This is a genomic window from Scytonema sp. HK-05, assembly GCF_963872035.1.
Lineage (GTDB): Bacteria > Cyanobacteriota > Cyanobacteriia > Cyanobacteriales > Nostocaceae > Kalymmatonema.
In genome coordinates this window covers 1-26,077 of sequence record NZ_CAWMYC010000007.1, presented here as the reverse complement: position 1 = coordinate 26,077, position 26,077 = coordinate 1, and the positions used below count along the sequence as shown (strand labels likewise).

Here is a 26,077-nt window from a genome sequence, read left to right as displayed (position 1 = left end):
GAATAATTAACCACAGATGGACAATAAATAAAAGTTTTTCCTCTGTCTTCCCCCCAATGCATCGGGGGGAATGAGGGGGGTGGACACAGATGGAATCAAACGGATGCAATCTTGTCTATTGAAAATATTCACCAGTCTTCCAATGTCACTGGCTCGCCTTTGTAACCAACTGCTTTTAATGCGGCATTAAAGCGTTCCAATCCAATCTTTCTAATGTCATCAACCATCTCGCCTAACATCATGTAGCCAAGTTTGTCTCCTTCGTCATCTAACTTTTGAGCCTCCATGTAGGAACGCGCTAGTTTACGTGCTTCGGTATCTTTGAGCGCATCTTTAGAGTCACTTACTGGCTCGATACCTTTAGATCCTAGGAATGCAACAATCCCCTTGTGATTCCACAGGTAGTAGGGTTTGCCTTGCTTGGCTTCAATTCTCTGGAAAAGTCCGTTGGCTACGGCTGTTGGTTCGCCGTCAGAATCGCGCAAGCCATGTTCTTTAAGAAGTTTTCCAAAAGCAACCGCTGATTTACCAAATTCAGTCCCAAGTTCGGTTAGCGTTCTCCACTCTGAGCGAAAGTTTTTCTTTGATTTTTTAGTCATTGTTTTGTCCTATTGTTGTTAGTAAATATTGCTGAAAAATTTATCCAGTTTTACTTTAGCCTGGCAATAAAAGAAATTTAGTAACACGCGCTAAGCGCTAGCCGTCAACGCCTACCGCGTCATCACCAATATATAGCAATCCTCCGCACATTTGTGTGAAGTGCCTGCGCTTAGCGTATAAATTGACCTTATTCAGAACCCCGACAACTTTTACGAAGTCGGGGTTCTTGTTTTTTCACAAATTATTTAGGGCTGCTATATTAATAGTTTATGAAAATGAGCTTTTTGACCTCTAAAATATCCTCTAACAGGATGACAAGAAATTTCAACATAAGGGAAATTTCCCTTATGAAGGATGTAGAGAAATATCCCATAGAAGGTGTGGGAATCTTCCCTGATTAACTGTTGACGAAAAGCTAAATAATTAAGTTATGTCCCTATCTATTGAAAAAATCTGAAATGAACACAAAACAACAGTAATTTTCCTTAAAATAGATATAGGTAAAAAATGTAAAATTACCAAACACTGGTTGTGACAACATCTGCTCAAACGGTACCACTTGTTAAAGAACCTGAACGCCTAGAGCGCCGACTACAAGAAATTCCGCCGGAACCGGGAGTTTATTTGATGCGAGATGGCAGCGATCGCATCATATATATAGGTAAATCGCGGAAGTTGCGATCGCGCGTTCGTTCTTATTTCCGAGACTCTCAAAGACTCAGCGAACGTATCGCCACAATGGTTAAGCAGGTAAGTGAAATTGAATTCATTGTCACCGATACCGAAACCGAAGCTTTGGCGCTGGAAGCCAACCTGATCAAGCAGCATCAACCCTACTTCAATGTCCTGCTTAAGGATGATAAAAAATATCCTTACGTCTGTATTACTTGGTCAGAAGATTATCCACGTATTTTTATCACTCGTAAACGTCAACTAGGTAAAGAAAAAGATAAATTCTACGGACCTTATACCGATTCTCGCCTACTGCGGGAGATATTGCGCTTGTGCAAGCGTATCTTCCCTTTGCGACAACGTCCTCAACCGTTATTTAAAGACCGTCCTTGTTTGAACTACGATTTGGGACGGTGTCCGGGTGTCTGTCAAAAACTGATTTTACCAGAAGAATACCGCAAAATCGTCCAAAAAATAGCGATGGTTTTCCAAGGTCGAAGTCAGGAACTCATAGATATCCTAACCCAGCAAATGCACAAATCAGCAGAAGCACTGAACTTTGAGTCAGCAGCGCGGATTCGTGACCAAATTGCTGGGTTAAAGTCGCTCAATGCTGACCAAAAAGTGTCTTTACCAGATGATACAGTTTCCCGTGATGCCATTGCACTCTTCTCGGACGAACAACTCGCCTGCATTCAATTATTCCAGATTCGCGCTGGGCAATTGGTCGGACGCCTTGCTTTTGTCGCAGATGCTCATGCTGAACCTGGTGCTATCTTACAACGAGTGTTGGAAGAGCATTATCAAACTGCTGATTCGGTAGAAATTCCTATAGAAATTTTGGTACAGCACGAATTGCCAGATGGGGAGATACTAGCGGATGTCTTGACTGGGCGCAAGGGACGAAAAGTGACGATTTTGGCACCCCAGCGACAAACTAAGGCAGAATTAATTGAAATGGTGGAGCGAAATGCTCAATATGAATTGCAACGAATGCAAAAATTGGGTGATCGCAATCAAGAAGCGATGCAAGATTTAGCCGCGATCGTCGATTTACCCGAGTTACCCCACCGAATCGAAGGTTACGACATTTCCCATATCCAAGGGTCAAATGCAGTCGCTTCCCAAGTCGTGTTTATTGACGGTTTACCAGCCAAGCAGCACTATCGCCACTACAAAATCAAAAATCCCACAGTCACAACAGGACATTCAGACGATTTTGCCAGTCTCGCCGAAGTTATTGGGCGTCGCTTTCGCAAATATGCCGAAGATCCGCAACTGGCGCGAGTGGGAAATCCGGATTGGCCTGACCTTGTCATGATAGATGGTGGTAAAGGTCAGTTGTCATCTGTTGTCGCAGTCTTGCAAGAAATGAATTTATTGGAAGATTTGCGAGTTGTGAGTTTGGCAAAACGGCGAGAGGAGATCTTTTTGCCGGGAGAGTCCGAACCGCTAGAAACTGACGCAGAACAACCTGGAGTGCAACTTTTGCGGCGCTTGCGAGATGAGGCGCATCGGTTCGCCGTGAGCTTCCACAGACAGCAGCGCAGTGATAAATTAAAGCGATCGCGTTTAGATGAAATTTCCGGTTTGGGACACCATCGACAAAAGCAGCTTTTAGGGCATTTTCGCTCAGTTGATTATATTCGGCAAGCAACACCCGCACAAATCGCTGAAGTTCCAGGTATTGGTCCACGTTTAGCTCAAGAAATCTACGATTATTTCCATCCGTCTTGAGGTATTGACGCACGTTAAGCGCACTCCTGAGACACTTGCGTGCGCCAAGCAATCGCTTTAACCCCAAACGTGCGGTTTGTGGTTTATGCAAACGAAAAGCGCTGTATTTGAGAGTTGAACAGATTAAGTAGGCGGTTATATGCATTGACGAAAATCCACCAAGTCGTGCGGTTTTCACTTGTCTGATTTAAACGGGAAGCGCTTTTTGCTAATTTTCTCTTTGGGTTATTTACTTTTTATAAAAAATAATGTATTTATGAAAATATTTTTTATTCTCAAGTATAAAATTTAGCTAAAAACAGCATCTATCTTGAGATTTATAAAGTATCTATAAGTATCTATCATAGGTAAGAAATAATATGGGTATAATTAATATCACATAGTGAATGCGTCAGTTCTGATGTAGCTGATTGCGTCCAAGCATCCCTACTCCTTATCACTCCTATGCTGACTGAACACCGCAAGCCCGTGTGCCTATCACTTGTTTCCACAGACCTGCCAGTTTTGTCTGTAGTCGATGCTGCCGCAAGATTGTCTCAAAAAGACAGTAATCGATTTCATTTAGTGTTAACCGCACCGTCAAATAAAAGCTCCCAAGAGGCCATCGCCTCCGGCACTGCGCTTGAGGCGATCGCCCCTACCAGTCCCAGAACCTGGTGGTTGGAAATTTCCCCTAACCGTGTCATTATGACCATGCAGGGTAACGCTCAGTTAAATTACCGTCACATCTGGAAACAGGGTGTTTCTGGCAGTAGTCGTTATTGGTTGCCAACTGAGTCCTCGCCACCAAACAAACCAATCAGCTTACGTAATTTTACTAATATATTGGTGCTTGACGGACACCCTCTGCCAAGGAATTTGCGGGTGGAATATGAATTGTGGGCGGAAAAAGTCCAATTGGGACGCTACATCCTAAACTTGGAAATTCAGCATTAACATCAATGGAATAAGTAGTAGTAGCAAAAGTTACTTTTTACTGAGAGAGTCCGAACCACTAAAAACCGACGCAGAACAGGTAGGGGTGCAACTATTGTGGCGGTTACAGGATAAGGCGTATCGGTCCGTGGTGAGTTTTCACTCTTAGCAGCGCAGTCAGAAATTAGACCTCTTGCATAAGCAGATTTCATCTGTGTCCATCTACTTCGGCGTCCATCTGCGGTTAATTCTTCATTTTTTTTGGAATGAATGCAACAAGTCTAAGGACACTTGCTGGACGGTTTTCATCGTTTGGCTAAAGCTTATCTGCTGGGCATGGCCTACCGTTCAGTTTTCGGTCAATCCAGAGCGAGATTGGCTCAAGCAGACTTTATGAGCTACCAACGGTACTATGTCTTCTTTGAATGTCAAGCTTTTAGAAAAAAGTTTTGCGGGCATTAAACCTTACGCCACACAGTTCGCATCAAGATTCTATTACAATCTCTTTACTGACAATCCTCAGCTTGAGCCGTTGTTTGCCAACACCAATATGCAAGAGCAGGACAAGAAGTTAATGATGACTTTGGTGTTGGTAATTTACAATTTACGGAACTTTGCTTACTTAAAGACTATACTGAGGGATCTAGGAGAAAGACATGTAAGATACGCCACTATCGAGGAACATTATCCGATGGTGGGTACAGCGCTGTTAAAAACTTTTGAATTTTATTTAGGAACGGATTGGACGCCAGAAGTCAAGCAAGCGTGGACAGATGCCTATGCAGAGATTGTCAATATAATGCTAGAAGGGACGAAGTCTCCCGAACAAGCGCTGAAATTGGAGAATGAACTTCAGCCGAGTAGCAAAATAGCTATAGTAAACTCTGTCCCAACGCACCCTCCTGCTATTGCCTCTACCCTAAATGATTCTGAGAAAACCTCTAAGTTAGAGGATGTATCGCAGCCGAAAACCAACCCAGCCAGGACAAGCTTTGCTCCAACGCAGCCTCCTGCTACTGTCTCTAGCGTTAAGGTGAAGTTATTACCAATCATTTTTGTAGTAGCTGGTTTGTTGAGCGTTGGGCTTGTGTACTACCATTCCAGCTCGACGGAAAGACAACAGAGAGTTACGACACCAGAAGGAAAAATTGTTCGCTAAACAGAATTTGATAGGACATCTTCAGGCATTTGCTAGGCGATCGTGCAAGCGTGATCATCACGTGATCCGCTTCTCATAGTACAGGCTGAGTGGGTCATCGGTGTAGGAACCGAACGGGGGAATGCGGTAAAAGCCCAGCCGCTCGTAAAGCCCGATTGCTTCTCGCTGGTGAACCCCAGTTTCTAAGCGCAGCAACGTGATGTTGTGAGCATGAGCATAGTCTGCCAAATGATTGAGCATCAACTTTGCGAAGCCTAATCCACGGAACTGTGGACGCACATACATCCGCTTGATCTCGCCATACTTATTGCCCACCAATTTGATGCCGCCACAACACGCCGGCGTCTTGTTTGCACGCAGCAGGAAAAACGCCACGTCCTCGGCAAGCAACTTGTCAACACTGAACCCATGACGGCTTTCGCGAGGATAAAGGGGTTCAAGAACGGCTTCGAGCTCTGTAATTAAGCTGATGGCATCGAACGTGTCAGGGCGTTCCGGAGTGATGATGGCTGACATTGGATGCGCGTAATCCTTTCTGTATGTCAAATGCTTTAGACGTCTTGAACATGATCAAGCGTGTCGCCAAGCACTAGTGCCTTTAGTATACTACCTAGCAGTTGCTCATTCAACGGCGTGTGTTGGCGTTTGGGAGTTCTTCTTTTTAAATGCTGACAGGCACATGCTCGTCAGTTCATCCATATTGCGTGCATTTTCCACATCCACGTTTGCCAATCCAAGTTGGTTGACAGCGTTCATAATTTGATCGTTAAATAAATTGTTGCGCTCCAAAAACTTATCAACCATCATTTTTTCACTATGGGATTTTGATTCATAATGACTTGCAGCGTAGATTCTTCGTCTTATGAACTCGTTGCTGGCTGTGAGCCAGATGGCAGCAATGTTTTCAAAGTTCAGAGTATTTACAAGATCTGGCAATAAAGCCGAACCCTCCAGTACCAATCTGTGACAATATCTTCGATAAGCGGCCACACATTTTCTCTGTAATGACGAAGGACGTCAGTGATAAGTTCATCGGCTGACAGTAATAGATAATGATCCGCTACGTGATTTGGAACTTTCTTTGGTTTTGCTTGCCACGGACGTCCAGGATGGCGAGCTAGTTTGTCTGTGGAACGGTAGTTCCATCCCAGATGAGAGGCCAGAGACTGGGCAAGGGTCGATTTACCCACATGAGATGATCCGCCGATGAGGAGAATTCTGTGTTCACCAAACATATTTTTTGGTTCGTTGTGTGCGCCTAACTACTTATTAGGTTGACTTTTTCCATAGCAATCGTGTTAATCTCTATAATTGGAATTTTTTGCTTATTTTTTACCACGATTTATTTTTCGGAGCAATAGTAAACAAAGATTAATAAAAGCTAAATCTTAACATTTTGTTACTAAAACTAAGGATAGAGTTAGTTTTTAACTAATACTTTTTGGATAGACCTACAGAATAGAGCCATTAACTTATGGGTTCTGCTTGTCCGGGTTTACTCATTAGGAAAGAGTAGACTCGCAAAGGGCTAATATTTGCCACAGAGGACATGAGTTGCTTTCGCTGCATAAAGAGCGACTCACGGTTGCTATTATCCATAATTATTGAGTTTTTACCTGTTTGCTGCAAATATCACCTTTTAAAAAAGCTGACATGGCTTATAGCAAAAAAACAAAGTTGTTATGACTACAAATAAGGCAGTCTCAAAGTATTAGGGTTTGGGATCATGCGATTTCTGATGAAACTTGAACCTCTAGAGATAATTTATATATCCTCAGTTGGATAGCATATACCTTCATAGTAAGGATAATTAAGAAAATATAAATGAAAAAGAACACCTAATTTTGTGTTAATTTAAGCGATAAATTATTATCGCTTGTTCAATTATGCCAGTCTAAAAGATTTACAAGTTGAAGAAAGCGTTTTTTCAAAAAAAATCATGAAATTCCAGGGTTTAAAAATGCAGATAGTACAAAAAATTCGCTGCCCGAACTGTGGTAGCGAAGGTGAAAGGCATTATTTATCTGATAGTCAACTGACTCGAACGCAATGCCCAATCTGTGACTACTTGATGATCAATTGCACGCGTACTGGCAAAGTTATTGAGGCTTATGCTCCTGGTATTCATGCACCGCATTAATTGAGCACCAGAGGAGGATGAGGGGGATATTGCTCCCTTATCTGGCTCATCTCCCCTAATTCCCTTCTCCTGCTATTTCTTACTTGCCCGCAGTTGTCCACAAGCAGCATCCGCTTCTAAACCACGCGAGTAGCGAACACTAACCGCGATTTGTTGCTGCTTAAGGACTTTAACAAAAGCTTGAATTCGGTTTTGGTTAGGGCGTTTGTAGTCTGCTTCTGTAATGGGATTGTATGGAATCAAATTGACATGGCTCTGGAATCCCCGCAAACGTTTTGCCAATTCCAATGCGTGTTCTGGCAAATCATTGACGCCAGCAAGGAGAATGTATTCAAAACTGACACGGCGTCCAGTCATTTCCACATACTCGCGACATTCAGCCAGCAAATCTTCAATAGGATAGGTGCGGGCGCTGGGAATCAGTTGTTCTCGTAGTGTTTGGTTGGGAGCATGGAGACTGACAGCAAGAGTGACTTGCAACTGGTGCTGAGCCAACTGGCGAATGCGATCGCGTATTCCAACAGTAGAGACAGTGAGATTGCGCTGTCCAATACCTACATCTTTATTTAGGGATTGGATAGCTCCGATCAGATGATCTGTATTCAACAACGGTTCACCCATGCCCATAAACACCACATGGCTCACTCGCTGCTGGAAATCTTCCTGAACCGTCAACACCTGATCCACAATTTCATGGCGGGCAAGATTGCGCTTGTAGCCTCCTTTACCAGTAGCGCAGAAATCACACGCCATTGGGCAACCCACCTGGCTAGAAACGCAAACCGTTAAGCGCTTTTCTGTAGGAATACCCACAGATTCAATAATTTGACCATCTGCTAGTTGTAAAAGATATTTGACAGTACCATCGGGAGCTACAGAGCGATGGTGTATTTTTGAACGCCCGATGGGAATTTCTGCAACTTCAGCACGCCATTGTTTGGAGAACACAGAGATATCCGAGAGAGTACGCACTCCCTTTTGATAAATCCAATCGTGCAGTTGCTTTCCCCTGTAAGCTGGTTGTCCCTGATCATGCACCCAAGCCGTTAACTCCTCTACACTTGCCCCTAATAGCGGTGGAATAGAGATGTTTGGTTGTTGTGGAATATGAGTTTTAGGGGAGGGGAGTACAGAGACAGACTTAGCAGACATGGTAGTTAAGAAATTCGCCTTGGATCTTTATGGTAGGCGATCGCTGTTCCTATTGCTTGGGTTTATAATTGTGGTTTTCACCACTGGAACAGTAGAACTCTTGCATGCAGTCAATTTTTTTGAAATTAAACCACAGACGGACACAGATGAACACCGATATTTATCTATGTTTATCTGTAGTTCAAAAATTCATAAATCGTATTTTTGCAAGAAGTCTAGTGAAGAGTCTACTTAAAACTTGTTAGACAGCTTTCCACGAGATTCCAATAGCACCTCTGGGTAATCAGATGAACCTCTGTCAAGTAAAGGTTCACGCTGATTTTTGAGATATTTATTAAAGAATGCTAATGTGTAAACATTGATGATTTTGGCTGCCCGTTGAGGTTCAATTGAGCCAAGGGCTTGCTTGATTCGAGATTCTGCCTGAGTTGTTGAATTCGCTGAAAATGCGGGTAGTATTACCCCAAAATCTATGAACGTATTGTGCTTACTACCTTTGAGCGTCAGGCTATAGGCATTCGTTCTTAGCCGTTGATAAAACGATTGCAGCGCCTGATCGCTACCATCATGAGACATCAGCAGGAATGGGCTATCCAATCTGTCCTTATTTCCACTGCCCAAAAGCTTGCCATAGCTGCCACCGTCCATGTTGATTCCCGCTTTTAATCGGCGATCGCGCCAGACTGCCTCGATAGCCGTATCTCCACCTAACGAATGCCCGAAAATACCGACTCGATTTAAATCTAAACGTCCGCTGAAGAGTCCTTGAGCGTCTTTGATGTTGAGGCGATTTAACTCATTGAGCACAAAGCTAACATCCTTTGCCCGAATTTCAACTGCTTGGTTAAAGGTACGCTGAATTTTCGCTTGATCAGCTTTGGAGAAATTGAAGACTGTTGATTGAGTGATCACTCGTCCGTCCGGAAACAGGACTGGCACCTCATAAGTGGGATTAATCGCAACGACTACATAACCATGACTGGCAAGTTGTTCGAGTTGTGTTGTATAAAATTTGGGTGTCGAGCCAAAACCAGGCGACAAAATGACAACTGGATAGCGTTTCGAGGCATTCGCAATCGCCACCTTTGGAACAGCGTTAGTTTGAATGGTTTGGGTAACTGATTGGACGAATTGGTCAGACGATACTCCAAAATCACGTCCCATGCCTTCAGCAGCAGCTAGCGCAAAGCCCTCATCCATGTAAGGGGCAGTGCTTGCTCCCGGCTTAGCATTCGTAGGATACCAAACATAGACCATCAACTCACGGCGATCCGTCGGCGGTGGGGTTGTAATCGGTTTTCGTGTCCGCAGATCGTAGACTTCAGTGCTGTAAATCTCTTTGCGGGAGGTATCAACCAAGTAGTAAGCCGTTGTGCTTACTTGGTAAGAACCAGTGGGAGCAGGCAACCGGAAGCTTGAAGCTCGATTTGTCGATTTTGGTTGCAATTGCGCTGGCTGCGCTAAGAGTGGTTCAATTTGGGTAAACAAAGGCTGAACACTTAGAACAGCGATCGCACCGACGGTGATAGCAGATTCTCGAAACTTTTGCATCTGGTCAGTTTTCAGTCTTGCAGTTCTCATCCAAGCCAAGGCACACGACCGCACAATGCACTGCTGTGTTCCAACCGATTGTGCGATCGCGCTTTGCCCAATCGCACAAACCAAAATCTGAAATCTTTTCCCATTTAGTTGTAAAGAACGGGTCAAATACAAAAAAACTAACCAAAAGTTGTGCCGTTCCAACCCCACATTGCGCCTTTGGCATCAGCAAACTCTATATAAATGCGATTTTGAGGCACACCCAGCGCTTTGTTAACCTCTTGGCAAAAGTCCTGACTCATAGCCTGGGTTTGGTCTGGCTTCATAGTACCGACACTTTTAACCTCGATGTAACAGACTGGATCTGTCGTGCCACCAAATGTCATAGGTACTCCTGCTTCAAAAGCCGTCATCACGTAGGATTCGGGTTTTCCAGTATGCTTGGCTAGTTTAGCTGATAGGCTTTTGAGCATTGCTTCAACTTCTTCTCCCAGAGGAGCAGATACAGAAGTTTGGACTTTAACTAGAGGCATAGTATTTCTCTTATCAGTTTCACATTGTTAAGTTTACCGAACTGCGGAGGCACAGAGGATGCTGAGGTGGCGTGATCCTCCCTCCACTTCCCCTACTTCCCTACTCTTCTTCTTTAACAGATAGGGGGACAAAGTAGGGTGGCTGCAACCGAATCCCACGCTAGGATTGATATTAGCTGTAGAGCAAATGTTCGCCAAATCAACCCTCATGTTACGATTATTACTTTTTTGCCAAAACGGGTAAGTGATTGGAATTTGAGTTTGAGTCAGTGCACCAGTTCAGGAGGAAGTAGGCAATAGGAATTTTGGATGCCTACATTGTGGAATTAAGAAATGCTAATAGGACTTAAGCACTTTACAAAGAGAAAATTACGTGCATTAAGTGAACTGCAACTGAACGGGTTTTTGTTCAAAAAATTTACAAAATCCTCATTAATTTCTCAGTTTTTATATGTATTCTCAACTGGAAAGTTGTAATTGAGACGAACTCATACATCTTAAAAAAGAGTTTCAACCGAAGATTGGGCTCAAGCTACATAATCAATTTTTGGTCTATGCGTAAGTTCTGGCTAAGACTAAGTAGATAGGTGGAAATAAACACCAGCTAGTTAAGAAATGTAAAAACGCCGCCAACCCTTACTAATGACTAATGACTAATGACTGCCTTAACGAGTTAACTTTATTTGTACCGGCCTACTTATCAACTAAATTCTTACGGTATTACCTTAAGTACAAAAGCGTCTTTGTCCCAAGCCAAATCATTTGTGTCAAGTAAAGTTTTTATTTTTTTCCTGATCAGATTTTTAAGTTTTTTTTGCAATTCTTCTGAAGATTCAACATTTTTGGGTATGAGTAAGTCTGACAATCCGGTTGCATGGTTCTTGGGTGTTGGCATAACGTTTGGTGTGATAGGCTGGATTACTTTTGTGTTGACAGATCAACTTAGTTCCAAATTGATTAAAGGTGTAGAAAATCAAACAGAAAATACATCCGAGAAAGTTCCATTTACCATTTTGGGAGACACCTTCAGTGGTTACAGTACTTTCGGTAGTGCAGCGTTTCAGACGGCAGTGGAAGAAGTTGGGTTAAGCCTGCGTTATGAAGATGAGTTTGATCAGGCTAAAAGAGCTCAGCGTTTGAATAAGGGAGAAGCTGACTTACTGGTAACGACTCTAGATCAGTTTCTCAAACAAAAGCCCGAGGGAAAAATTATCGGGTTGATTGACCGTACTGTAGGTGCAGATGCAGTTGTTTTAAATACTAAAAAGTATCCCAATCTGAAGTCGCTGATGGATCTGACTCAGTTGGTACTGCAAGCACAACAAAAGGGACAGCAGTTAGGAATTAGCTTTGCTGGCGATACCCCCAGCGAGTACCTGTTGCAACTGATTGTGAGTAGCAAATTTGAGGCGTTTAAGCTGTCAGACTTCCAAATAACTAAAGTGCAAGATGCTTCTGATGCTTGGAAGCTGTTGCAAGATCCCAATAAAAATATAGCAGTAGCCGTTATTTGGGAACCTTTTGTCACTCAAGCGCGGCACAAAGGGTACAAGGTCATATTATCTAGCAAGGATGCACCGGAAGCAATTGTAGATGTGGTTGTTGCTTCCAACCGTCTCATCCAGTCTCAACCACAGAAGATTTCAGAATTACTCGGAGTTTACTACCGCCACATAGATGTGAGTGTCCGCACCCCGAACCAGTTGCAGGCGCAAATTGCTGCGGATGGCAAATTATCTACAACTGACGCAGCGGCAGTTTTGCAGGGTATAGAGTTTTTTACCTCCGTTGAAGCCCAAAAGTGGTTCGTAGATGGAACTCTAGAGAAGCGAATTCGCTCTACAGCAGCGGTGCTGGCGCTGACAGGCAAACTGAATCAGGTTCCCCAAAACCCCAAGGATTTGTATACCTCTGAATTCATTGCTAAGGCGACAACTAATACGCAAAAGCTGATTGACTTGGTGCGTGCTGATAACCTGGAACTAACAGAGAAACTGGAAGGCAAAACAGAGAAAACTTTTGCTTCTACTGTCGATGCTGACAAGATTAAAACTGCTCCTGGTATCGGTAACTTGCAAGTACAAGGAGAAATCAAATTTGCAACTAACTCCTCGGAACTAACAGATGAGGGTAAGCAAACCCTGAATAAGCTGGCTGAGCAAATTGCAGAATTCAACGAGAAAACTGTTGCTGTCAGAGTGATTGGTCATACCTCTAAGTTTGGCGATGATAACATTAACCAAACCATTAGTGAACAACAAGCACAGGCAGTAGCTAACTATCTGCGATCGCGGGGTCTCAAGCATAAAATTATAGCTGTAAGCGAAGGCTCACCGAGACCACTACCTAGCGTTGCTCCCAAAGACCAACGCAATCAACGCACAGAAATTCACCTAGTTCGCGTCAATTAGGAGAGTCAAAAAAAGTAGGATCGCCACGCCGGGGCGATAAGCAACTGCAAATAAATATCAAAAATAATGACAGCAGGAGCATCTTTTAATGGTGAGAAGAGCGAAACAGATGACTGTGTTCCGGATGATATAAACGAGAGCGCGCTGATGCTTGCGAGAGTGCAGGGCTGACTATGTAAAGCGTAGTCCGAATCAGATTTTCTTCGTGAGTACAGTCTGCCATTTGATTGAGGGGAACAACCCTAATTTTTTCATCACTCCACCCTAATCGATAGCAAATAGCCACTGGTGTTTCGGCATTGTAGTGTTCGAGGAGTTTGGCTTGGGCTGCTTCAACGTGACGCGCACTTAGATATAAACATAGGCTAGCCTGATGGGCTGCGAGCGTTGCTAATTCCTCGCTTGCAGGGACTTCTGTACGTCCGCTGATGCGCGTGAGTATGATTGTTTGGACTAAACCGGGAACAGTGAGTTCTACTTTGAGTTTAGCGGCTGCGGCTTGAAAGGCACTGATGCCTGGTATGACTTCAAAAGGGATTTCTGCCTCTGCCAAAAGATGCATTTGCTCGTGGATGGCGCTGTAGAGACTGGGATCACCAGAATGGAGACGAACGACAGATTTGTCCGATCGCACTCGTTCTATCATGACTGGCAAAATCTCTTCTAAAGTCTTGTTGGCAGTGTGAATAATCTGGGCATCTTCGCGGCAAATTTCTAAAATTTGTTGAGGTACCAAGGAATCAGCAAATAAAATCACATCGGCGCTTTCTAACAGTTTCTGTGCCTTGACTGTTAATAAATCTGGATCTCCAGGACCTGCACCCACGATATACACAGCAGGTTCTAAAGCTTTATAAGTTTTTTTGTGACTCGTTAGGCTAGTATATTCATGCATACGCCAACAGATAGCAATTCCTCAAAAAAATTTTTTTTGGCATATTCTCAGTATCTTTCCGGATAGAACCCCTCCTTCTAGAAGAGTGTATTGGTAGATGCACCCTGGTTAAGCCCTGGAGATAACTCTGGGGCATTTTTTATTTTTGAGTCAAGAGTCCTCCTTCTTCTCATGTGCTTACCTCCTCTCTGCATCTCCCTGCGGGGTGAAAACGACATCTGGTAAAGGGCGTTTAGCTATATAAAGCCAAGCTAACCCAGCGAAACCAAAGACGATCCCCAGTAAACTCACGACTTGTGCTATCCGTAGCGGTCCAAGCATCAAACTATCCGTGCGAAAACCTTCTATCCACAGGCGTCCTAAGCTGTAAGCTGCCAAATAAACGAGAGACAGCGTACCTGTTTTCAAAGCTGGTTTGCCCGATAAACTCCTAAAAAATAAAGTGATCAGCAAGGCGAATACCATTAAATCCCACAGAGATTCATAGAGAAAAGTGGGATGGAAGTACTCAAAATTAGCCAATTCTGGGGGACGATGTTCTGGTGGAATAGACAGCTTCCAAGGTAAATTCGTGGGACTACCAAAAGCCTCAGAGTTAAAGAAATTGCCCCACCGTCCAATTGCCTGCCCTAAAATCAGTGACGGAGCCACCAAGTCAGCCAATTGCCAGAAAGAAATCTGCTTAATTTTGGCAAAAATTAGTGCTGCGACAACGCCACCGATAATTGCTCCATGAATCGCAATGCCTCCTTGCCAAATAGCAATAATCCGCTCTGGATGCTGGGCGTATTCTGACCATTGAAACAAAACGTAATATAAGCGTGCTGCTGGAATTGCCCCAAGAACCAGCCAAATTGACAAATCGCTGATCAAGTCTGGATTAACGTTACGGCGCTTTGCCAAGAACTGGGAAAGCGTAACGCCAATCAAGACTGCTGTAGCAATCAAAAGCCCATACCAACGGATAGTTAACGGTCCTATTTTCACCAGAATCGGTCCTGGAGAAGTGAATTGAAATGCCAGGGGCAAGGTGGAAAAATCCAGTGCCATGCAAAACTACCTAGAAGACTATAAAAAGCTAATATACATTTGACTTGTGCTTGTTAAGAGCGAGATGGCGAACTCACTCTTCCCCAGGTATGCGTACGCACACTTGGTACGCGTAAGCACCACAGAGCGTGGGATGCTCCCGGATTAAAGGCAATAGCGAGGTGATTTTAAATTCTATATTCAATCCAAAATCCAAAATTCCTACTCTTGACTTTGTCAAAAATTGTTGTATGGTCGACAGCATTGATTTTAAATCGCTGTGGGCAAAGAAGGCAGCATAGGCAGTGTATTTCTCAAGAACTTTATTTTTAGGGTAGATAAATAAGAGTATGGCACTAGGTGCAACAGAGTTTACCAAAGACAAATATCCTAGATTTTTCAATGAAAACTTGCACTTTGTTGCTCCCAACCAGTAGTGGTTGGATATAATCACCTAAACAACTTTGAGGCATCTGTGATTGTGATTGCCATTTATCCAGGAAGCTTCGATCCTATCACCTTAGGACACCTTGACATCATCCAACGTGGCAGTCGCTTGTTTGCCCACGTGATTGTCGCTGTCGTGCGTAATCCTAACAAAAATCCACTGTTTACAGTGCAAAAACGGCTAGAACAGATTCGTCTATCTACAAAACATCTAGCTAATGTAGAGGTAGATGCCTTTGATGGTTTAACCGTAAACTATGCCCAAATGCGGAAAGCGCAAGTGCTACTGCGGGGTTTACGAGCAATTTCAGACTTTGAAGTAGAACTTCAGATGGCTCACACAAATAAAACCCTTTCTCATCAAATAGAAACAGTTTTCTTAGCAACATCAAATGAGTATAGTTTTTTAAGTAGTAGTGTGGTAAAAGAGATTGCTAAGTTTGGTGGCTCTGTCGATCATCTTGTTCCCCCGCACGTTGCCCTGGATATTTCCCAATGCTACGCCCAAAACAGTCCGGTATCGAACCAAATCAAAACGGAAGTAATCCCCCCCCGCAAGAGTTTGCCGATGGAATCTCCTACGACGGAGACGCTACGCGAATAGCAAGCGTAGACATTCAGCAGGAACTCAACCGCTTGGAGGAGATGATTCTTGCCGGTTTCAACATTCCACTGACGCGACGCACGTTAGTGGATGAAGACAAGCTGCTGGATCAGCTAGATGAAATACGGCTTTGTTTACCTGAAGCTTTTCAAGAAGCAGCAGCAATCATCCAACAAAAGGAGGAAATTCTCCTACAAGCGGAAGAGTACGGGCAACAAATTGTTGATGCAGCGCAAGCCAAGCGATCGCAAATTTTGGATGAAAGCGACATCATCAGACAAGCAGAACACGAAGCCGCCGAACTGCGGCGACAAGTTCAACAAGAATGTGACGAAATGCTGCAAGAAACCCTCGAAGAAATTGACCGCAAACGACGCGCTTGCCAACAAGAAATAGAGGAAATGCGGCGTCAGGCAATTGCAGAAGCAGAGGCAATTGAACAGGGAGCTGATGACTACGCTGATAGCGTCCTAGAAAATATTGAGCAGAATCTTCAGGATATGTTGCGAGTTATTCGCAACGGACGCCAACAATTACTACCAGACTCCTCTTTAGACGATAATTCTCAATTTCCCAAGAAGAAATAGGCGCAGGTAAATTGCAACACTTTCGGTTCCAAGAGAAGGATATTATGTTGACTCGGTTGAAAGTTTCTGCTTTTAAGAATTTAGTTGATGTTAATGTGCCAAAAGTAGGAAGTTAAACAATGTAATGCCTGCAACACTTAAAGTTAACGTTTCTTGCATATGAGTTTAACCCCCATACTTTTCATTGGGGGGTCTTACTTTCCCGCTAACATCATATGGAAATTTATTCACAAAATTTGGTTGCAGTTGAAGACCTCCTCATTGCTGTCCAGATTACAGACACTAATGACCTTGTTGTGGTTCAAGGTGAAGCAATAGTAGATTTAGCGCAATTCAATCTAACACCCGAAGAAGTAGAAAAGTTTGGAAAAATACTAAGACTCATCAATGCCAAGCTAGCAGAGTCTTTTCAAAAGCAGTTTCCTGCTACCTCGGTTATTTCTGAAATTCGGGTAAAATCAGCGTGAGCAGACACCTCTATGCTGGTGAGATGAATCAGCAACAAGCTCTTGCAGCAGGTTTTCAAAAGCACATTTCTAAGCCAATAGATCCAGGGGTGTTGGTGCAAGCAATCTCTAGCCTGGTTCGGTCTAGTTAGCTCTAACTTGAATTTCGCTCGGTTCTGACTAATTAACGATATTGAGCGTCACTACAAGGTGTATGTAAAATCCTCTACCAACATACCGGGAACCATACAGCCTCCAAGTTGGCGACTATCGTAGGTTCCAACTTCAGGAATAAACTCTTGAAAGTTGGTCAAATCTATCAAGTTTTCTCCCCAAAAACGATAGAGACTTTCATCAAAACGCAAATTTTCAATAGGAGCGATGATTTCGCCGCCTTCCACCCAAAAACAAGCATAACGCGTCATACCTGTAATTCTTCCTGTGGGGCGATCGCTCCAATTCAAGTAATGTAAATTAGAGACATACAAACCCGTATCTAAACTAGGAAGAATTCCCTCAAATCTTAAATTCCCCGGACTCACTTCTGGCGCACGTAACGACTCATAACTATTAGCACCGTTAGCAGTTTTTTGATATTCCTTTGCCGTGCGAGAATTTACCAGCGTATTTACCAAAATTCCCTTTTCAATTAAAGGCAATTCTGGTGCTGCCATTTCTCCTAATTCATTAAATCGCGGCACCAACCCTCGTTGAAAGTTTTCTTTCACAAAAAATGCTTTAGACAACTGCTTTTCTTTGCGCCACAGTAAAGCTAAAGCACTGCCCCCTTGTTGTAAATCAGCTTCACTGACACCTCCCCAAGAAAGCATGGCTAATAAATCAGCAACCGCTGCTGGCGCAAAGTAAGTTTTGTACTGACCCCGTGGTAATTCTTTTACAGGACGACAAAGCAATTTGAGTTGTCTTTTGGCATCGCTAATTTTAGCTGCATAAGCTTCATAATTCCAATCACTACCTGCGAAAGTTCCTTTAACGGCTTGTCCTTCGGTCGTGAATATAGAATAGTCTAATGTAAAAGTATCAGTACTAAACCAATGTTTTTGACCGCTGGAATCGGCATAAGCTTTAATAACAACTCCCCCAGCGTATATACCTGTAAAATCTAATTCTGCAACCTGTTCTAGCACCGTTGGCACGACAACTTCATCAGCCAATAAGTTCCCAGAATGCACTTCTCGACTGGTATTTGTGCCTGATGGTAATACTAGATATGGATCTACGGGTAACTGGGGAAGTTCTTCGCGTAGTTCTTGCAAAGCTTGATATGCCAAAGTCCAATCTTTTTCCCAATTTCCAGTAAAGGGAAATTGCCGAGAACTACTACGCTGATTTTGCATTAAAGTCAGTTCAATCCAACCATCAGCCACACAACCTGTTTGTCGCACTTTGGCATGATTGAAACGAGTAAATTGACTGCGTTCACTGCTGAGTTTCACTGTGAATTGTTCATCTTCTTTCTTATCTAGAAGAGTGTCAATCAGTTGGTTAAAGCTGACTTCTAAGGCAGATAGTTCTTCGTGTTTCATGGGCATTGCAAATCGAGGGGGAGATCAGGGAAATAGGGAGGTGGGGAGGTGGGGAGAGAAGAATGGCTCTCCTTATCCCTTTGTCTTCTTCAACCGCCGCCGCCAAAAACTTCAACGTTAGCAAATACACAAGTGGGTGAACCATGACCTACCGAAATCGCTTGGTTTGGTTCTCCTTTACCACAAAACGGAGTACCATACATCTCCCAAGTGGAGGAGTTTCCTACTTTTACTAAGCTGTGCCAAAACTCTGGAGTCGTGGCTCTATAGTTGGGATTGCGGAGGGTTTTGGTGAGTTTGCCGTTTTCAATCAATTTAGCGTACTCGCAACCAAACTGAAATTTATAGCGGCGATCGTCAATCGACCAGGAGCGATTGGATTCCATGTAAACACCGTGTTCTATTCCAGCAATGATTTCCTCAAATGAGGTTTCCCCTGGCTCTAAATTCAAGTTTGCCATGCGGTCAATTGGTGGTCGATTCCAAGAGCTAGCACGCGCACAAGCAACACCTGGTACGCCTGCTCTTGCTTGGCTTTCCAGACTGCCCAAACCTCGCAGGAGAACGCCTTCTTTGATTAAATACTCCCGCGTTGCCACAGCACCCGTATCATCGAAGCCATAGCTAGCAAATTCACCCAGTACTGTGGGGTCAAAGGTAATATTCATTGCGGGAGAGCCATATACCAAAGTGCCGAAATCACTCTGACTGACGAAGCTTCCTCCGGCGTAATTGCGCTCATCTCCCAAAATTCGGTCGATTTCTACGGGATGCCCCACGCTTTCGTGGATTTGTAGCATCATCTGGTCTGGCGCTAACACCAGATTAGTACGCGTAGTTGGGCATTCTTCTGCTGTCAACAGTTCTACTGCTTGTTCACCAATTTGTTGTACCCGCTGCCATAAGTCTGGTTCTTGAAAAAGTTCCAGCCCACCTTGGTAACAATTTGCCTGCCAGCCGTTGTTGGTGCGTTGCTGAACAATCGCGCCATCTTGTGCTGTAGCTCCGTAATGAGTGCTAAAAAACATGAAGTTTTGATACACCTCAGAGCCGTTGCTGCTGACAAACCAAGTTTCCCTTTCGCTGATGCTAGCAACTACTGTGGTTTGTACAATTTGGTCAGAGACTTTTAGGGTTTGGCAAATGCGGACAAGTAAATCGTTGATTTCCCCTGGACTAAGAGCATCCAAGGGTTCAAGAAACGGCGAAGTATACTGACCAACTACTTTAGGACGCTCTCTCACCGCGTTAAATGGATATATCCACCATTCACTTGCTGCAAGTGCTTGTTTATACGCTTTTTCAGCAGCAGATTGCAAATCTTGCAGTTGCAGCGAATTGGTAGCTCCATAGCCTATACAGCCGTTTACCATGACTTCGAGCATAGCTCCGGTAGTGGAAGATTTACCGTTGCTTTGGGGTATACCGTCACGGAAATGACGGTTATATGAAGTATCTTTTACGGCTCTAATACCGACCCAATCAGCAGGTATATTTATTTGAGCGATCGCTTTTGTAAGTTCAGACCACATAACAATTCAAAATTCACGCATTCAAAGTTCAAAAAAATCATTTTTGATGATGTTGCTTGGTTTTAACGACGATAGCAGCAATTATCTTAATAAGTTCGTTAATTTCCCCTAGAACAGATAATAAACGACTTTATGGCATTAATTCAGTCGCAATCAAAAGTCTTATCCAGTATCTGGTTTCCTTTGCCTCTTTATAAAGCAATTTCTAGGTTGTTAATAAAATCGGCTGTACTCTGTGCTGATTGAGATTCTTCGACATTTGCCCCAATTGACGTTCCAGACTTGATCAACTGTTTGGAGAGTGTTTGCACTACTCCCGGACTTTCATCTAGTACCTTGCAAAGTTTAACAATGCGGATAGCAAACTCAAACGTCCTATCTGTAATTGCTTTATTTGTACTCGTCATTTTGCATTTTGAATTTCATTATTAATTTTGAACGAGCGAATGAGCGAATTTTCAATTTTTAACTGCGGTGCCATCTGGTGCCTTCACGGCTATCAATTAGGGTAATACCTTGTGCTTGTAGTTCGTCACGAATGCGATCGCTTTCGGCAAAATTCTTGGCTTTGCGCGCTTCCTGCCTTTTCTGAATCAATGCCTCAATTTCCGCATCGCTTATACCGTCATTTTGCGGTGTTTGAGCTGACATCTTGGCTTCTAAACCCAGAACTTGAGCTAATGTGACAAGAGTTTGCCACTTGCTTTGTAGTTCTGCACTTGATGTCTCGGTTTTTCCCTCATGTACTAAAATATTTCTCTGGCGTTGTAGTTCCTTGGCTAATTCAAACAGCACAGGTAACCCACCAGAAAAATTAAAGTCATCATTGACAGCTTCTTGGAAACGCTCAACGTAGGAATTTTCAATTTTGGATGATTCTTCCCATCCGAGTTTTTCGCTGTATTCGTAGCCGAAGAGTAAACCTTCTTTGAGAGTTTGCCAACTGTTTGTCTTGTCGGCGATCGCCTCATCGGTAAAGTCAATCGGTTTAGTATAGTGCGCCCCAAGGACAAACAACCGCACCACCATCGGGTCAACTCCTCGATCCAGCAACTCCCGAATCGTGATAAAGTTGCCCAAAGACTTGGACATTTTTTCACCATCCACCTTTACCATGCCGTTGTGCAGCCAGTAACGCGCCAGTGGTTTTCCTGTGACAGCTTCTGATTGAGCGATTTCATTTTCATGGTGGGGAAACTTTAAGTCTTCACCGCCAGCGTGAATGTCTATCGTTTCGCCAAGGCGATCGCGCACCATAGCCGAACATTCAATATGCCATCCCGGACGACCTTGACCCCAAGGTGATTCCCAAGCGGGTTCTCCTGGTTTTGCTGCTTTCCACAAAGCGAAGTCAAACGGGTCTCTTTTCTTCTGATACTCTGGGTCATCCACATTCACCCGTTCGCTGGCTCCTGCCTGCATATCTTCTAATCTGCGTCCAGAAAGTTTCCCATACTCAGAAAACTGGCGCACTGCGTAGTAAACATCTCCGTCAGCCGGGTAAGCGAAGCCTTTATTTTCTAATTCATGAATCAGCCCCACAATGCCATTGATCGTATGAGTTGCACGGGGATACTCATCAGCATCCTTAATCCCCAGCCGCCTCATATCCTCAAAATACGCTTTAATATAGAATTCAGAGACAGCTTCCATTGATGAATGTTCTTGCCGTGCTCGGTTCAGTATCTTGTCGTCAATATCGGTAAAATTCTGGACGAAGCGCACTTGATAACCAAGAAATTGCAGGTACCGACGCACGACATCCCAAACGATGCAAGCTCTAGCATGACCCAAATGGCAGTAGTCGTACACTGTCACGCCGCAGTAATACATCTTAACTTTTCCGGGTTCGACGGTTTCAAAAGGTTCTTGGCGACGGGTGAGTGTATTGTAAACAGTTAGGGTCATAACCAAGTGTTACTGAAATAGAGATACGTAATAATAGGGGAGGGCAGTGACACAGCGCTGCTGGAGAGTCTCCCGCTCTCACGGCGACTGGGAACTTGTAAGTCCTACGGACAGGCTAAGCCAACGTGCTAGCCTCTCTGAAGGAGAAGGGCTGGGATGAAATACCAGCATCCCTATGCTAGTGTTTTCTGTACTCTGTGCGCTACATTCTTCTATTTTGACTTTTTCACAGCATCGCTATGCAAGCAGTTAGTTCCGAATCGAAATCAATAGATGCACCGAAACAAGGATTGCCAGTAACAATTATTACTGGATTTCTTGGTAGCGGTAAGACGACTTTACTTAATCATATCCTGACTAATCAGCAGGGACTGAAAACTGCTGTTTTAGTGAATGAATTTGGCGAAATAGGCATCGACAATGAGTTAATTATCTCCACTGACGATAATAATAATATGGTGGAGCTGAGTAACGGTTGTATCTGCTGCACCATTAACACTGATTTAGTAGATGCCGTTTACAAAGTTCTGGAACGCCAAGACAAGATAGATTATCTCGTTGTCGAAACAACTGGACTGGCAGATCCGCTACCAGTTGCGCTGACATTTCTCGGCACGGAGTTACGGGACTTAACCCGTCTGGATTCAATCATTACAGTCGTAGACGCGGCAAACTACAGCCTAGATTTATTCAATTCTCAGGCAGCTTACAGTCAAATTGCCTATGGTGATGTGATTCTGCTCAACAAAACAGATTTAGTTTCTCAAGCAGAGTTAGAGACGCTGGAAGCAAAAATTCGCGAAGTTAAGGAAGGAGCGAGAATTATTCGCACTAACCGCTCGCAAGTGCCACTACCCTTAATTCTCAGCGTTGGTCTGTTTGAGACAGATAAGTACTTTAATGATGCTGCTAATAAGCATGATCATGACCATCACCATGATCAGCATGAACATGAACATGAACATGAACATCATCACCACCACGATCATGACCACTCTGAATGCGGTCATGACCATGACCATGACCATGATCACGAACATCACCATCATTCTGACCATTTAGAAAATGATGGTTTCACCTCGATATCCTTTCAGAGCGACAAGCCTTTTGCGATTAGGAAGTTTCAGTATTTTCTAGATAACCAGCTACCTGAAACAGTCTTCCGAGCAAAGGGGATTATGTGGTTTGATGAAAGTCCCAAACGTCATATTTTCCACCTTTGTGGTAAGCGTTTCACTTTGGATGATGATGAGTGGAAAGGTGAGAAGAAAAACCAGTTGGTGCTTATTGGTCAAAATTTAGATCATCAGGCTTTACGACAACAACTGGAAAACTGCGTTTGTCTTCCTTCAACCACTCGCGGCAAAGGTTTCGGGAAATAATTATTAGTCATTCGACTCGTTCGACTCGTTCCCAGGTTCCACCTGGGAATGCACTTTTTAAGTGGTGCCACTTATTGTCCTAATGGGACTTTAGAACTTTCAGGCACTTTTTATGCCTGAAAGCCTTTGTAGATAAAGCAAATACGTCAAGTAAATCAGTCGTAGCGGTAGATAAGTAGAGACTTGAAATTCCAATCCACAATCCAAAATAGGAATGCGCGTCATTATCCAGCGAGTCAAATCATCTCAAGTGACTGTGAACGGTGAAATAGTCGGTAAAATTGGACGAGGGCTAAACTTGCTCGTTGGTATTGCCGATACTGATACTGATGCTGAACTTGACTGGATGGTGCGTAAGTGTCTGGAATTGCGGCTGTTTCCCGATGAAGAAGAGGGTGACCGTTGGCAAAAATCTGTACTAGAAATTGGTGGCGAATTGCTGGTAGTAAGTCAGTTCACGCTTTACGGCGACTGTCGCAAAGGTCGCCGTCCGTCTTTTGACCGTTCAGCTGATCCTGAAATAGCACAAGAGTTATATAACCGCTTTGTTGACAAGTTACGCTCAAGTGGTTTACGAGTGGAAACAGGTCAATTTGGGGCTATGATGCAAGTCTCTATTGAGAATGATGGTCCTGTTACTTTGTTACTACAGCGAGAAGCAACATAAGGGTTTATACTGAAAATAAAAATCTCAGCGGCAGCTAGACTGCCAGGTACTAAATGGTGAGAGAATATTAAACTACCGATAATAAAAGTTTAAATTCACTCAACATGGCTCAAATTCAGTTTTCCAGAGGTATAACCGAAGATGTAGTTCCAGACGTGCGCCTGACGCGATCAAAGACGGGTGACAGCGCAACAGCGACGTTTATCTTCCAAAATCCCAAAGCTTTAGAGAGCACCAGCACCGAGGAAATCACTGGGATGTACTTAATTGACGAAGAAGGAGAAATTGTCACCCGCGAAGTTAAGGGTAAATTCATTAACGGCAAACCAGAAGCATTAGAAGCCGTTTACGTGATGAGATCGAAAGACGACTGGGAGCGCTTTATGCGGTTCATGCAAAGGTATGCTGAAGACAACGGTCTGGAATTCAGTAAATCTTAAGCAGTTATTAGTTATTAATTAGTGTTAGTGGTTGGTCGTTAGCAAGACAACCAACAACTAACACAAAACAACGAACAAATGACTAATAACAAAAACTCTATAGTTTACTTATGACGCACATTCCTCACCCAGATTCCCCTGGCATAGCGGTAAGTTGTGCTGTCGTCACTGTCAGCGATACACGTTCAAAAGAAACAGACAAAAGTGGTCAGCTGATTCAAGAATTACTTGGCAATGCCAATCATGCAGTAGAAGCTTACACGATTGTCAAAGATGAACCCTTACTGATTAGAACTCAGATGCAAATGCTGGGTGAGCATCCAAATTTGGATGTTGTGATTTTCAATGGAGGCACAGGTATTGCGCCGAGGGATACCACCTACGATGCTATTGAAAAGTTGCTGGAAAAAACTCTGCCTGGCTTTGGTGAGTTGTTCCGCTTTTTAAGTTATCAAGAAATTGGTTCGCGAGCTATTGCATCTCGCGCTGTTGCAGGTATCTATCAACAGAAACTTATCTTTTCCCTTCCTGGTTCGAGTAATGCAGTGCGACTGGCGATGGAAAAGTTGATTTTGCCAGAACTCGTTCACCTAGTTGGACAGATGCGTAAATAGACCTCTTGCAAAAGTCGGGAAGGCGAAAACTCAACAGTTTTTCATCTGCGCTCGCTATCGCTTTTGAATAAGGTTTCCTTATAGCACTTGCAAGAGATGTGAAGTTCATAATTATACAAACTTGCGATGAGATTGTTTCAACCATTTTCTCAAATGTCTGTGGTTTGACACCCCAGAACCGTTTAAATTCTGCTGTTTTGAGATGTTTAGCTTCCTGGTATTTCATAAGTTTGACTTATTGTTCAGGTGTGGCGATTGCCCAAGGGGCAGTGCGCTCCGCGCAATTGTCATCCAATATTGCAGTAACGATTGTCACGGTTCAAGAGCTGTTTAATGGGTGGGTTGTTAATATCAACAATCCCTCCCAAGCTAATAATTTAGTCGAGCTTTATACAAGGTTCTGGGCAACGGTGGACTTTTTGCAAAGCGTTCGGATCTTAAATTTTGATGCTGCTGCTGACACGCAATATCGGCAGCTACTCAAGCACCATTCCGCACTCCGCAAAAATCGAATTCAGAAAGATGTGCGCATCGCAGCGATACCTTCGGTAAGCTTCGCTAACGCACTCTCAGTCAATGGCGTTTTAGTGACTCGCAATCAGCGCGATTTCTCGCAAGTCCCTGGCTTAGTATTGGAAGACTGGACACAAAATACTGTCTAAGCGTGGGTTGCTCTATAGGATTCCTCCGCAGATTTTTGCGAAGCTTCGTACTGTTCCCTGTTCTCTGTTCCCCTGTCTCTACTTTGTGATTCACCAAATCAAACCGGATTCCTATATCTCAAATCTTGTTAGCGGCACTATCGTCGAGCGAACCTAACATTTCCTCTCAAGCCAAACAATTCATCAGTTTTGTAGGGTAAGTTATCGCCACGCCGTTTACGTTTACACTTAAGTGTTGAAAAAAACTTCACCTTAATAGGTTATCACCGTATTATTGGAGAATTTATTCTCAAATTCCGACTTGGTTTGGTGAAGACAAATAAGATGATGAACAGTAAATAAATTACTTTTTCAGGGAATTCTGCAATGAAAAGTAAATTATTAAAGATAGGAAATTCAACAATTTTGACCAGAAAGAAAAAGGTACAAGCCCCCAACTTATGGTATGGAAAAAGAAAA

General features: G+C 43.5%; 27 protein-coding genes. 14 read left to right on the top strand and 13 right to left on the bottom strand.

Going from position 1 to position 26,077, the window contains the following annotated elements; all coding sequences use genetic code 11:
* Positions 1-128: 128 nt before the first annotated feature.
* On the bottom strand, positions 129-599 hold the full coding sequence (locus AACT52_RS02525) for a hypothetical protein (protein WP_073635968.1): 471 nt from the start codon (positions 597-599) through the stop codon (positions 129-131).
* Between the two features lie 532 nt (positions 600-1,131).
* On the opposite strand from AACT52_RS02525, the gene uvrC reads away from it, so the two are divergent.
* The 3 genes from uvrC (at position 1,132) to AACT52_RS02510 (ending at position 5,083) form a co-directional block, all read left to right on the top strand.
* A complete protein-coding gene (gene uvrC / locus AACT52_RS02520; RefSeq protein ID WP_073635967.1) occupies positions 1,132-3,009 on the top strand; it encodes an excinuclease ABC subunit UvrC in 1,878 nt (625 codons plus the stop codon).
* A gap of 444 nt (positions 3,010-3,453) precedes the next feature.
* Entirely contained in the window at positions 3,454-3,945 is a 492-nt protein-coding gene (locus tag AACT52_RS02515) for a hypothetical protein (RefSeq protein WP_073635966.1), read from the top strand.
* 391 nt (positions 3,946-4,336) lie between these two features.
* Positions 4,337-5,083, top strand: a complete 747-nt coding sequence (locus AACT52_RS02510; RefSeq protein WP_073635965.1) for a globin family protein — start codon at positions 4,337-4,339, stop codon at positions 5,081-5,083.
* 57 nt (positions 5,084-5,140) lie between these two features.
* Here the strand turns inward: AACT52_RS02510 and AACT52_RS02505 are convergent, their stop codons facing one another.
* The 3 genes from AACT52_RS02505 to AACT52_RS41150 form a co-directional block, all read right to left on the bottom strand.
* Entirely contained in the window at positions 5,141-5,599 is a 459-nt protein-coding gene (locus AACT52_RS02505) for a GNAT family N-acetyltransferase (RefSeq protein ID WP_073635964.1), read from the bottom strand.
* 105 nt (positions 5,600-5,704) lie between these two features.
* Complete coding sequence (locus AACT52_RS02500; protein WP_445263915.1) at positions 5,705-6,043, bottom strand: hypothetical protein; 339 nt, start codon at positions 6,041-6,043, stop codon at positions 5,705-5,707.
* A gap of 507 nt (positions 6,044-6,550) precedes the next feature.
* Positions 6,551-6,682: a hypothetical protein gene (locus AACT52_RS41150; RefSeq protein WP_272937146.1), complete on the bottom strand. Its 132-nt coding sequence runs from the start codon at positions 6,680-6,682 to the stop codon at positions 6,551-6,553.
* 361 nt (positions 6,683-7,043) lie between these two features.
* Here AACT52_RS41150 and AACT52_RS02495 point away from each other — a divergent pair, with 361 nt between their 5' ends.
* Positions 7,044-7,223: a replication restart DNA helicase PriA gene (locus AACT52_RS02495; protein WP_073635973.1), complete on the top strand. Its 180-nt coding sequence runs from the start codon at positions 7,044-7,046 to the stop codon at positions 7,221-7,223.
* A gap of 72 nt (positions 7,224-7,295) precedes the next feature.
* Here AACT52_RS02495 and rlmN read toward each other — a convergent pair whose 3' ends face one another.
* From rlmN to AACT52_RS02480, 3 genes are all read right to left on the bottom strand, one after another.
* Positions 7,296-8,375 carry a 23S rRNA (adenine(2503)-C(2))-methyltransferase RlmN gene (rlmN, locus tag AACT52_RS02490; protein WP_073635963.1) on the bottom strand — a complete coding sequence of 360 codons (1,080 nt, stop codon included), beginning with the start codon at positions 8,373-8,375 and terminating at the stop codon, positions 7,296-7,298.
* 231 nt (positions 8,376-8,606) lie between these two features.
* Positions 8,607-10,088: an alpha/beta hydrolase family protein gene (locus AACT52_RS02485; RefSeq protein WP_233154206.1), complete on the bottom strand. Its 1,482-nt coding sequence runs from the start codon at positions 10,086-10,088 to the stop codon at positions 8,607-8,609.
* 5 nt (positions 10,089-10,093) lie between these two features.
* Positions 10,094-10,447, bottom strand: a complete 354-nt coding sequence (locus AACT52_RS02480; RefSeq protein ID WP_073635961.1) for a phenylpyruvate tautomerase MIF-related protein — start codon at positions 10,445-10,447, stop codon at positions 10,094-10,096.
* Positions 10,448-11,295: 848 nt separating this feature from the next.
* On the opposite strand from AACT52_RS02480, the gene AACT52_RS02475 reads away from it, so the two are divergent.
* Entirely contained in the window at positions 11,296-12,858 is a 1,563-nt protein-coding gene (locus tag AACT52_RS02475; protein WP_073635971.1) for an OmpA family protein, read from the top strand.
* An 85-nt stretch (positions 12,859-12,943) separates the two neighbouring features.
* On the opposite strand, the gene cobM is transcribed toward AACT52_RS02475, so the two are convergent.
* Together cobM and lgt are read right to left on the bottom strand one after the other, a co-directional pair.
* Positions 12,944-13,753, bottom strand: coding sequence for a precorrin-4 C(11)-methyltransferase (gene cobM, locus AACT52_RS02470; RefSeq protein WP_073635960.1), 810 nt, complete (start codon positions 13,751-13,753; stop codon positions 12,944-12,946).
* Between the two features lie 177 nt (positions 13,754-13,930).
* On the bottom strand, positions 13,931-14,803 hold the full coding sequence (gene lgt, locus AACT52_RS02465) for a prolipoprotein diacylglyceryl transferase (RefSeq protein WP_073635959.1): 873 nt from the start codon (positions 14,801-14,803) through the stop codon (positions 13,931-13,933).
* Between the two features lie 460 nt (positions 14,804-15,263).
* Here lgt and coaD point away from each other — a divergent pair, with 460 nt between their 5' ends.
* The 4 genes from coaD (at position 15,264) to AACT52_RS02445 (ending at position 17,018) form a co-directional block, all read left to right on the top strand.
* On the top strand, positions 15,264-15,833 hold the full coding sequence (coaD, locus tag AACT52_RS02460) for a pantetheine-phosphate adenylyltransferase (protein ID WP_073635970.1): 570 nt from the start codon (positions 15,264-15,266) through the stop codon (positions 15,831-15,833).
* Complete coding sequence (locus AACT52_RS02455) at positions 15,725-16,420, top strand: DivIVA domain-containing protein (RefSeq protein WP_233154205.1); 696 nt, start codon at positions 15,725-15,727, stop codon at positions 16,418-16,420. The genes coaD and AACT52_RS02455 overlap by 109 nt, the downstream gene beginning before the upstream one ends.
* A gap of 215 nt (positions 16,421-16,635) precedes the next feature.
* Positions 16,636-16,887: a hypothetical protein gene (locus AACT52_RS02450; RefSeq protein WP_073635957.1), complete on the top strand. Its 252-nt coding sequence runs from the start codon at positions 16,636-16,638 to the stop codon at positions 16,885-16,887.
* On the top strand, positions 16,884-17,018 hold the full coding sequence (locus AACT52_RS02445; RefSeq protein ID WP_272937145.1) for a hypothetical protein: 135 nt from the start codon (positions 16,884-16,886) through the stop codon (positions 17,016-17,018). The genes AACT52_RS02450 and AACT52_RS02445 overlap by 4 nt, the downstream gene beginning before the upstream one ends.
* A gap of 51 nt (positions 17,019-17,069) precedes the next feature.
* On the opposite strand, the gene AACT52_RS02440 is transcribed toward AACT52_RS02445, so the two are convergent.
* The 4 genes from AACT52_RS02440 to cysS all read right to left on the bottom strand — a co-directional run bounded on the left by AACT52_RS02440 (position 17,070) and on the right by cysS (position 21,853).
* Positions 17,070-18,413 carry a TldD/PmbA family protein gene (locus AACT52_RS02440; RefSeq protein WP_073635956.1) on the bottom strand — a complete coding sequence of 448 codons (1,344 nt, stop codon included), beginning with the start codon at positions 18,411-18,413 and terminating at the stop codon, positions 17,070-17,072.
* Between the two features lie 89 nt (positions 18,414-18,502).
* A complete protein-coding gene (locus AACT52_RS02435) occupies positions 18,503-19,945 on the bottom strand; it encodes a TldD/PmbA family protein (RefSeq protein ID WP_073635955.1) in 1,443 nt (480 codons plus the stop codon).
* A gap of 191 nt (positions 19,946-20,136) precedes the next feature.
* Complete coding sequence (locus AACT52_RS02430) at positions 20,137-20,352, bottom strand: four helix bundle protein (RefSeq protein ID WP_337251827.1); 216 nt, start codon at positions 20,350-20,352, stop codon at positions 20,137-20,139.
* 58 nt (positions 20,353-20,410) lie between these two features.
* Positions 20,411-21,853: a cysteine--tRNA ligase gene (gene cysS / locus AACT52_RS02425; protein ID WP_073635954.1), complete on the bottom strand. Its 1,443-nt coding sequence runs from the start codon at positions 21,851-21,853 to the stop codon at positions 20,411-20,413.
* A gap of 239 nt (positions 21,854-22,092) precedes the next feature.
* Here cysS and AACT52_RS02420 point away from each other — a divergent pair, with 239 nt between their 5' ends.
* The 5 genes from AACT52_RS02420 to AACT52_RS02400 all read left to right on the top strand — a co-directional run bounded on the left by AACT52_RS02420 (position 22,093) and on the right by AACT52_RS02400 (position 25,618).
* Complete coding sequence (locus AACT52_RS02420) at positions 22,093-23,235, top strand: CobW family GTP-binding protein (RefSeq protein ID WP_073635953.1); 1,143 nt, start codon at positions 22,093-22,095, stop codon at positions 23,233-23,235.
* A gap of 214 nt (positions 23,236-23,449) precedes the next feature.
* Complete coding sequence (gene dtd, locus AACT52_RS02415; protein ID WP_073635952.1) at positions 23,450-23,902, top strand: D-aminoacyl-tRNA deacylase; 453 nt, start codon at positions 23,450-23,452, stop codon at positions 23,900-23,902.
* A 104-nt stretch (positions 23,903-24,006) separates the two neighbouring features.
* A complete protein-coding gene (gene psb28, locus AACT52_RS02410; RefSeq protein WP_073635951.1) occupies positions 24,007-24,342 on the top strand; it encodes a photosystem II reaction center protein Psb28 in 336 nt (111 codons plus the stop codon).
* A gap of 110 nt (positions 24,343-24,452) precedes the next feature.
* Positions 24,453-24,956, top strand: coding sequence for a MogA/MoaB family molybdenum cofactor biosynthesis protein (locus AACT52_RS02405; RefSeq protein WP_073635950.1), 504 nt, complete (start codon positions 24,453-24,455; stop codon positions 24,954-24,956).
* Positions 24,957-25,186: 230 nt separating this feature from the next.
* A complete protein-coding gene (locus AACT52_RS02400) occupies positions 25,187-25,618 on the top strand; it encodes a type II toxin-antitoxin system VapC family toxin (protein WP_445263914.1) in 432 nt (143 codons plus the stop codon).
* Positions 25,619-26,077: the final 459 nt, after the last annotated feature.

Coding starts and splice junctions, on each gene's coding strand:
- AACT52_RS02525 (WP_073635968.1), bottom strand. CDS start 599: ATGACTAAAAAATCAAAGAAAAACTTTCGCTCAGAGTGGAGAACGCTA.
- AACT52_RS02515 (WP_073635966.1), top strand. CDS start 3,454: ATGCTGACTGAACACCGCAAGCCCGTGTGCCTATCACTTGTTTCCACA.
- AACT52_RS02510 (WP_073635965.1), top strand. CDS start 4,337: ATGTCTTCTTTGAATGTCAAGCTTTTAGAAAAAAGTTTTGCGGGCATT.
- AACT52_RS02505 (WP_073635964.1), bottom strand. CDS start 5,599: ATGTCAGCCATCATCACTCCGGAACGCCCTGACACGTTCGATGCCATC.
- AACT52_RS41150 (WP_272937146.1), bottom strand. CDS start 6,682: ATGGATAATAGCAACCGTGAGTCGCTCTTTATGCAGCGAAAGCAACTC.
- AACT52_RS02495 (WP_073635973.1), top strand. CDS start 7,044: ATGCAGATAGTACAAAAAATTCGCTGCCCGAACTGTGGTAGCGAAGGT.
- rlmN (WP_073635963.1), bottom strand. CDS start 8,375: ATGTCTGCTAAGTCTGTCTCTGTACTCCCCTCCCCTAAAACTCATATT.
- AACT52_RS02480 (WP_073635961.1), bottom strand. CDS start 10,447: ATGCCTCTAGTTAAAGTCCAAACTTCTGTATCTGCTCCTCTGGGAGAA.
- AACT52_RS02475 (WP_073635971.1), top strand. CDS start 11,296: ATGAGTAAGTCTGACAATCCGGTTGCATGGTTCTTGGGTGTTGGCATA.
- cobM (WP_073635960.1), bottom strand. CDS start 13,753: ATGCATGAATATACTAGCCTAACGAGTCACAAAAAAACTTATAAAGCT.
- lgt (WP_073635959.1), bottom strand. CDS start 14,803: ATGGCACTGGATTTTTCCACCTTGCCCCTGGCATTTCAATTCACTTCT.
- AACT52_RS02455 (WP_233154205.1), top strand. CDS start 15,725: ATGCTACGCCCAAAACAGTCCGGTATCGAACCAAATCAAAACGGAAGT.
- AACT52_RS02450 (WP_073635957.1), top strand. CDS start 16,636: ATGGAAATTTATTCACAAAATTTGGTTGCAGTTGAAGACCTCCTCATT.
- AACT52_RS02440 (WP_073635956.1), bottom strand. CDS start 18,413: ATGAAACACGAAGAACTATCTGCCTTAGAAGTCAGCTTTAACCAACTG.
- AACT52_RS02435 (WP_073635955.1), bottom strand. CDS start 19,945: ATGTGGTCTGAACTTACAAAAGCGATCGCTCAAATAAATATACCTGCT.
- AACT52_RS02430 (WP_337251827.1), bottom strand. CDS start 20,352: ATGACGAGTACAAATAAAGCAATTACAGATAGGACGTTTGAGTTTGCT.
- cysS (WP_073635954.1), bottom strand. CDS start 21,853: ATGACCCTAACTGTTTACAATACACTCACCCGTCGCCAAGAACCTTTT.
- AACT52_RS02420 (WP_073635953.1), top strand. CDS start 22,093: ATGCAAGCAGTTAGTTCCGAATCGAAATCAATAGATGCACCGAAACAA.
- dtd (WP_073635952.1), top strand. CDS start 23,450: ATGCGCGTCATTATCCAGCGAGTCAAATCATCTCAAGTGACTGTGAAC.
- psb28 (WP_073635951.1), top strand. CDS start 24,007: ATGGCTCAAATTCAGTTTTCCAGAGGTATAACCGAAGATGTAGTTCCA.
- AACT52_RS02405 (WP_073635950.1), top strand. CDS start 24,453: ATGACGCACATTCCTCACCCAGATTCCCCTGGCATAGCGGTAAGTTGT.